Raw genomic sequence first — 8295 nt, 5'->3', positions numbered from 1 at the left:
TGGTGCGGCTGGCTTGGAAGGCGGATCAGCCGATGACACCGGAACATCTCCAGTGCGTCTGGAGCACCGACCGGGAGCTCGGGGACGAAGACATCTTGCGTTACTACGCCCAGCGCTGGACGATCGAGTGCTTTTTCCGGCAGGCGAAAGATCAACTGAAGCTGGATGGATACCGCGTTCGCCACATTCGGGCGGTGAAACGGTATTGGGCGGTGGTGCTGTTGGCCTGCGTGTACAGCATCGCCGAATCCCGACAAAACCTCTCCACCGGGCTGGAGCTTCTTCGGTCGCGGAAAGACCACAGCGTCGTCGAGTTCATTTATGACGCTGCAAAGCAAGATATTCCCATTGATGTGATCAAAAAACAGCTCCGTATCGCGTAAGGGGTACCCTGTTTGTCTCTCTAACCATGGAAATTATTGTAATGAAAAATGCTCATCTACAGTTCATTATTAAAACAAGCCATTGACCATGCTGAACATCATTAAGGAGGCAATTTTATCGTGCATCATCACCACCATCATTCTCACGACCACCATGGTCATCACCATCACCACGGACACCATCACCACGACCACGGCAGAGAAGGTAATAAAAAAGGGCTTACGATTGCCCTTCTCATTACCGCTGGAATTATGTTATTAGAGTTTTTTGGAGGTTTAATCACAAACAGCCTAGCCCTTCTTTCTGACTCTGGTCATATGCTTAGTGATGCCAGTTCACTTGTTCTTAGCTTAGTTGCAATTTGGTTTGCCACCAAACCAGCTTCCCCAAATAAAACGTATGGCTTTTATCGTTTTGAAATTTTAGCCGCTTTATTTAATGGAGTTACCTTGTTTGTTATCGCTGGGTTTATCGTATGGGAGGCTATTCAGCGTTTTTACAACCCACCAACCGTAGCTAGCGGCTCTATGATGCTGATTGCGTCCATTGGACTTTTTGCCAATCTTTTAAGTGCCTGGGCGTTAATGAAAAAAGGGGATGTAAAAAATAATGTCAATCTGCGTAGTGCCTATCTTCATGTGATCGGTGACGCTTTGGGTTCCGTAGGTGCTATCATCGCTGGGCTTGTCATGTGGCTCTTTAGTTGGTATGTCGCTGACCCCATTATTTCCATTTTGGTTGCCTTATTAATCTTGAAAGGCGCTTGGGGAGTGATTAAACATACGGTTCACATTTTGATGGAAGGAACGCCAATTACCATTGACCAAAATGAAGTGAAAAAAGCCTTAGAAAGTATTGAAGGAGTGATTAACGTTCACGACCTTCATATTTGGACAATTACTTCAGGGTTAGACTCATTAAGTTGCCATATTTTGATTGAAGATCATCAAGACAGCCAAAAGGTTTTACAAGAAGCGATCCATTTTATTGAGGACCACTTTAAAATTCAGCATGCAACCATTCAAATTGAAACCTCTCAAATCCATCACGGGGAAATGAAAGTTTAATCCTTTTCAGAAGAGAGGTGATAAAATGCAACACATCGTTGATGTTCTGGTTATCGGTGCTAGTCAGGCAGGACTAGCGATGGGATATTATCTGAAACAAAATAATATATTGTTTGCCATTGTTGGCAAGGAAAATCGAATCGGAGATGTTTGGAGAAACCGATATGATTCCTTAGTTCTTTTTACTCCTCGCTGGTTCAGTTCTTTGCCAGGAATGGCTTTAAAGGGTGACCCGAACGGATATCCAACCAAGGATGAAATTGCCGATTATTTAGAGGATTATGCTCAAAAATTTGAATTACCTATTCATCTGAACACAGAAGTCATTTCCCTTCAAAAAGAAGATGAGATTTTTAAAGTTACAACCAATAATGGTAATTATGTGGCAGAGAAAGTGGTTGTAGCAACGGGTCCTTTCCAAAAGCCATACATTCCACCATTTGCAGAAAGCTTATCCGATAAAGTGTATCAAGTGCATACATCCCGTTATTTGAATCCATCTCAATTACAAGAAGGCTCTGTTTTGGTAGTCGGTGCGGGAAATTCAGGGGCACAAATTGCTGTTGAATTGTCCGAAGACAGAGAAGTTTATTTATCTGTAGGTCATAAAATGAAGTTCTTTCCACTTGAAATAATGGGTAAAAGTATTTTCTGGTGGTTTAAAAAATTAGGTTTATTAAATGTCCATATCAACAGCTCGTTAGGTCAGTTTATCAGTAAGCAAAGTGACCCTATTTTCGGTAAAGAACTGAAACATTTAATACAAGAAGGCAAAATTAAAATTAAACCCAGAACAGAAAGTATTTTAGGAGATGTTATTTCTTTTGCAGATAACAGTCAAATTCAAGTTCAAAATGTCATTTGGGCAACTGGATTTTATTCTGATTACAGTTGGATTCAAATTCCGAATGTTTTAGACCATAGAGGAAAGCCCATTCACCAAAGAGGGGTAACTTCTGTGAAAGGATTGTACTTCTTGGGATTGCCGTGGCAGTATCGAAGGGGATCTGCTCTTATTGGAGGAGTGGGTGCCGATGCAGAGTATTTGATAAATGATATTTTAAACCATTGAAGGTGCTTGCAATGTTGTGGTTAGAACTTTTTATAGCCCTTCTAAGCTTAGCGTAAGTGGGAGAGTATTCATTCAAACATAAGCTTCAAATATCATTAAATGGTTTGAACAAGGTCAGTACCTTGTTCAATATTTTAGCGATCTTAAACTAACAAACGATAAAAGTTTCCATTGACTAAAAAAGTTTCTGATGTACAATTTATTTAGGCAACATTTTCTTTGCTCTTACATATATCTAATTCTAAGTTGTAGGAGCAAATTTTTTTACCCCAAAAGTTTCCTTAATGCAAAATATTTAGCGAAAACCAATCATGAGGTGATCATCATGAGTGAAAATAAAAAAAAACTGCCGTTAGTCGTTGAGGAAGGTTGGAGAAAGAAACGGACACAACCAACATTGCCCGAAGTATATAGAAGTTTGCGTATACCAAAAACGGGTTCTTGGATGAAAAAGTTTCTTGCGTTTGCTGGACCAGGATACTTAGTTGCCGTGGGGTATATGGACCCGGGAAACTGGGCGACTGATATCGCAGGAGGTTCCCAGTTCGGATACACGTTGCTTTCCGTTATTTTGCTTTCCAATTTAATGGCAATATTGCTTCAAGCATTGGCTGGCAAGTTGGGAATTGTAACGGGAAGGGATTTAGCCCAAGCTTGTCGCGACCATTACAGCAAGCCTGTAGCAATGATCTTATGGGTTTTATGCGAGTTGGCAATCGCAGCTTGTGATCTAGCCGAAGTGATCGGTTCGGCAATCGCTTTGAAATTGTTGTTTGGCATTCCGTTAATATATGGAGTGATTATTACAGCTCTGGATGTACTGGTCGTATTGCTATTACAGAATAAAGGGTTTCGTTATATTGAAACGTTGGTAATTGTTTTAATTCTAACCATTGGTGCTTGCTTTGTGACTGAAATCTTTCTTTCTAAGCCAGATGTAGGTGGCATATTGAAGGGATTTGTTCCAAGCCCAGAGATTATTAACAATCCATCCATGCTCTATATTGCAATCGGTATTTTAGGTGCAACCGTAATGCCTCATAATCTTTATCTGCATTCTTCCATTGTGCAGACACGTCAATACGAACAAACCAGCTCGGGTAAACGACAAGCGATCAAATATGCCACTTGGGATTCAACCATTGCACTCTTTTTCGCTTTATTTATTAATGCATCTATCCTTATTGTTTCTGCTGCTACATTCCATAAAGCAGGAATGAAAGATGTTGCGGAGATTGAAGATGCTTATCACTTGCTTGCTCCACTGCTTGGAACAACACTTGGAAGTATTTTATTTGGAGTTGCTTTGTTGGCTTCTGGTCAAAACTCCACATTAACAGGAACCTTAGCTGGTCAAATTGTGATGGAAGGTTTTCTAAACATTCGCCTTCCTGCTTGGTTAAGAAGGCTGATCACTCGATTGATTGCCATTGTCCCAGCCGTTGTTGTAACTGCTCTTTATGGCGAAAGCGGAACGGCTCAATTACTTATTTTGAGCCAAGTTATTCTTTCTTTACAGCTCTCTTTCGCGGTAGTGCCTCTCGTTCAATTCACTAGCGATAAAAAGAAAATGGGCGAGTTCGCAAATCCATTATGGTTGAAAGTTCTTGCTTGGATGGTAGCGATGGTGATTATCAGCTTAAACGCATATTTATTGTTCCAAACATTCTTTGGTTAAGAAATAGTAAACCTCATTATCTTTTTGCGGATAATGAGGTTTATTGTTTTTAGCTAATAGAATTTTTTGATGTAGCTAATTAAATGAAATGCCTGGTAAATATTAGGTTGATTTTTTACATCCAATTCTTTTTTGTTTTTCATTCAAATAAATGTTTGAATAATAAAAGAAATGAGGTATAATATATTCAAACGGAAATTTGAATATGAAAGGGGGATAATGAATGAGTAAGAAAGATACATGTGAAATTTATTGTTATGACGAAGAAAAAGTCAATCGAATACAAGGGGAATTGCAAAAAGAAGATATATCCAGTGTTGTCCTGTTGTTTAAAGCACTGGCAGATGAAAATAGGGCAAAAATTGCCTATTCACTTTGCCAAGATGAAGAGTTATGTGTATGTGATATTGCCAATATCATTGGGGCTTCTGTTGCAACCACTTCCCATCATTTACGGACTCTTTATAAACAAGGGATTGTAAAGTATCGAAAAGAAGGAAAGCTAGCATTTTATTCGCTGGATGATGACCATATTAAGCAGTTAATCATGATTGCGTTAGCACATGATAAAGAGGTGAAAGTCCGTGTCTGAACAACAAGCAAAATTATCTAAATCAGAAGCGAAAACCTACCGTGTTCAAGGATTTACTTGTGCAAACTGTGCGGCAAAGTTTGAAAATAATGTAAAATCATTGCCAGGTGTTCAAGATGCTAAAGTAAACTTTGGAGCATCTAAAATTACCGTTTGGGGTACAACAACCATCGAAGAATTAGAAAAAGCAGGAGCTTTTGAAAACTTAAAGGTTCGGGAAGATAAAGAAAAAGCAGTCAAGCGTGAACCTTTTTGGAAGCAAAAAGAGAACATTAAAGTGTATATTTCCGCCGTTTTGCTTGTGATCAGTTGGTTTTTAGGGAAGCAATACGGAGAAGAGCATATCTTTGCGACAATTGGATATGCTGCAGCAATTTTAATCGGTGGATATTCGTTATTTATAAAAGGTTTCAAAAACCTAGTTCGATTGAATTTTGATATGAATACGCTGATGACAGTGGCGATTTTAGGAGCTGCAGCGATTGGTGAATGGGGAGAAGGTGCAACGGTTGTTATTCTATTCGCCATTAGCGAAGCCTTAGAGCGTTATTCCATGGATAAAGCTCGTCAATCCATTGAATCGTTGATGGATATTGCTCCAAAAGAAGCATTAATTCGTCGCGGAAATGAAGAAATGATGGTCCCTGTTGACGATATTCAAGTCGGAGATATTATGATCGTAAAGCCTGGTCAGAAATTAGCGATGGATGGAATCGTCATCAAGGGTACATCTACGCTAAATCAGGCTGCCATTACGGGAGAAAGTGTTCCAGTAACCAAAACAGTCGGTGATGAAGTCTTTGCAGGAACATTGAATGAAGAAGGGTTATTGGAAGTAAAAGTTACAAAACGAGTGGAAGATACAACTCTTTCGAAAATCATCCATTTAGTGGAAGAAGCTCAAGCAGAACGAGCACCTTCTCAAGCGTTTGTAGATCGTTTTGCCAAATACTATACACCAGCCATTATCATTTTTGCTCTTTTACTAGCCGTTATTCCTCCATTATTTATGGGTGCTGATTGGAGCGAATGGATTTATCGAGGTCTAGCTGTATTAGTGGTTGGTTGTCCGTGTGCGTTGGTTATTTCCACGCCTGTTTCGATTGTAACTGCCATTGGAAATGCAGCGAAAAACGGTGTGTTAATTAAAGGTGGTATTTATTTAGAGGAAGCAGGAAACTTAAAAGTGATTGCTTTTGATAAAACAGGAACATTAACAAAAGGTATTCCTTCCGTCACCGATGTAGTCACTTATAATGGCAATGAAAATGAACTAATGACCATTACAGCAGCCATTGAAAAAGGCTCACAACATCCACTTGCTTCCGCCATTATAAGAAAAGCAGAAGAAGATGGATTGAATTTTAATGATGTATCGGTTGAAGAATTCCAATCCATTACAGGTAAAGGGGTCAAAGCCAAAGTAAATAACGCAATGTATTATGTCGGAAGTCCAGGTCTTTTTGAAGAACTTCTTCCAAATGGCATCCAATCAGAAATAAAAGAACAAATTACAACCCTTCAAATACAAGGGAAAACGGTCATGGCATTAGGAACGGAAAAAGAAATTCTGGCGTTAATTGCCGTGGCAGACGAAATAAGAGAATCATCCAAAGAGGTTATTCGAAAACTTCATCAAGTCGGTATTGAAAAAACGGTGATGCTGACGGGAGATAACCAAAGAACAGCCGAAGCCATCGGAAAACAAGTCGGTGTTTCCGATATTAAAGCCGATTTACTTCCAGAAGATAAACTGAATTTCATCAAAGAGCTTCGCGACAAGTATCGAAGTGTTGCGATGGTTGGAGATGGTGTGAACGATGCACCAGCTCTTGCAGCTTCAACCGTTGGTGTGGCAATGGGTGGTGCTGGAACCGATACAGCCCTTGAAACAGCCGATATTGCTTTAATGTCTGATGATTTAAGTAAATTGCCATATACGATTAAATTGAGCCGCAAGGCTTTAGCAATTATTAAGCAAAACATTACCTTCTCTTTGGGCATTAAGGTGCTGGCGTTATTGTTAATTGTACCTGGTTGGTTAACGTTATGGTTAGCGATATTTGCGGATATGGGAGCAACATTAATCGTAACATTAAACAGCATGCGATTGCTAAATGTGAAAGAATAATGCAATAGTTGAAGAAGACACACAAAAAGACCGAATTTATTTCGGTCTTTTTGTGTGGTTTAAAAATCAACATTGAAATTTAACAAAGCCCTGATTAAAAACAGTCAAAACTAACAAAACAAATGACCTAAATTTTAGAGATCTTAATTAATTAAATGGGATTTTAATAAAAATGCTTGGCGCTTAAAGCCAAGCATTTCTTATTTTCCTAAAATTACTTAGGTAATGTCATAGGTATAACATTACCAACATATTTTTATTTTAAATAATTTTGAGCGGGGGAGAAGGAGATGGAAGTATATAATGTTCACCAAGCACTAAAAATACTTCAGGAATATTACATTACTGACTCAATTCAAATGGTTACTCGTTGGATCAGAGAAGGAAAGATTAAAGCAGAACGTTCGGCAAATCGAAAGGAGGGTTGGCGAATTTATCACGATGATTTATTCGAGTTTATTGAAGAACAGAGACCAGGTTTGCCTGAAGTAATGGGAGTTTATGAATGGTATGTAGAAAACTCTTTTTCAATGTTGGCGAATGACCATCGTGAAAAGCATAATAAATTGGATTCTGAAGAAGTTAAAGGTGATAGCACTCACTCGGAAGAATTAATGAAACAGCTCATGGAGGAGAAGAATCAATTAGAAAATCAACTCATTAATATGCAGGATGAGTTGAACTTGGTTTACGAGCAAATCACTGAATTAACGGTTAAAGTTCAAAAACTGGAAGAAGAAAATGCTTTTTTAATCGGTTTATATGAGCAAATGGATGAGATGTATCAAGAATTAGAAAAGAAAAATCAACAAGAAAGTAGTAATGAAACACCAAAAACAATGGAACGCAAATTAAAGAAAGAGATGTCTATTGAAGATTTTAAAATGATTTTCGAAAAAGTGATCAAGGGATACAAAAGTGAAACAATAAACTACATACAGCAAGAAAATAAACTAATCAACGAAATATATACGTTGTTTTTCAATGAAGATGGAGAGTTAAAAAACGAGGTTATTGATGATGGAGAATATATTTGTCCATTGACTAAGAAGAAGTATAAAAAAAATTTAAGATCCATGCTTAAAAACGCGATCCGAACCAAATTAGAACAAATCCTGAATTCAGTTGACGAAACAGTGTTAGCTAACGACTCGAGTCGTTAGTCTTTTTTACTTATCAAATAAATAAGGATTTGAAATGGAGTTAACAAACGAACCGAAACAAATAAAAGAAATTTATGACGAGGAGGAGAATCTCTCGTTCTGAAGAATAACAACAAATGGAGACGAGATAAGGCAAGTTTACTTCCGAATTTCACACTTTCGTTCACGAGTGTTGATTATCCAAAATTATACATATGCCTTCCATAAA

The 8295-nt window shown here is 38.3% G+C and carries 7 protein-coding genes; all 7 read left to right on the top strand.

What is annotated here, in order from left to right; translation table 11 throughout:
• Window positions 1-383 (top strand): transposase (locus ETR37_RS10000; protein ID WP_164977997.1); only part of this gene is annotated, 383 nt, incomplete at its 5' end.
• Between the two features lie 117 nt (window positions 384-500).
• Window positions 501-1451 carry a cation diffusion facilitator family transporter gene (locus ETR37_RS09995; RefSeq protein WP_025039323.1) on the top strand — a complete coding sequence of 317 codons (951 nt, stop codon included), beginning with the start codon at window positions 501-503 and terminating at the stop codon, window positions 1449-1451.
• Window positions 1452-1476: 25 nt separating this feature from the next.
• Complete coding sequence (locus tag ETR37_RS09990; RefSeq protein ID WP_011230086.1) at window positions 1477-2523, top strand: flavin-containing monooxygenase; 1047 nt, start codon at window positions 1477-1479, stop codon at window positions 2521-2523.
• Window positions 2524-2848: 325 nt separating this feature from the next.
• Entirely contained in the window at window positions 2849-4201 is a 1353-nt protein-coding gene (locus ETR37_RS09985; RefSeq protein WP_021322481.1) for an Nramp family divalent metal transporter, read from the top strand.
• A 223-nt stretch (window positions 4202-4424) separates the two neighbouring features.
• Window positions 4425-4793, top strand: a complete 369-nt coding sequence (locus ETR37_RS09980; RefSeq protein WP_011230088.1) for an ArsR/SmtB family transcription factor — start codon at window positions 4425-4427, stop codon at window positions 4791-4793.
• Window positions 4786-6924 carry a heavy metal translocating P-type ATPase gene (locus tag ETR37_RS09975; protein ID WP_011230089.1) on the top strand — a complete coding sequence of 713 codons (2139 nt, stop codon included), beginning with the start codon at window positions 4786-4788 and terminating at the stop codon, window positions 6922-6924. Before ETR37_RS09980 ends, ETR37_RS09975 begins: the two co-directional genes overlap by 8 nt.
• A 290-nt stretch (window positions 6925-7214) precedes the next feature.
• The gene (locus tag ETR37_RS09970) at window positions 7215-8087 is read left to right on the top strand and encodes a DNA-binding protein (protein ID WP_011230090.1); all 873 of its coding nucleotides are present in this window, start codon (window positions 7215-7217) and stop codon (window positions 8085-8087) included.
• Window positions 8088-8295 lie beyond the last annotated feature (208 nt).

It is taken from the genome of Geobacillus sp. PK12, assembly GCF_004123125.1.
Lineage (GTDB): Bacteria > Bacillota > Bacilli > Bacillales > Anoxybacillaceae > Geobacillus > Geobacillus zalihae.
The sequence above is the reverse complement of the archived record's forward strand: the minus strand, read 5'-3'. Positions and strand labels throughout refer to the sequence as shown.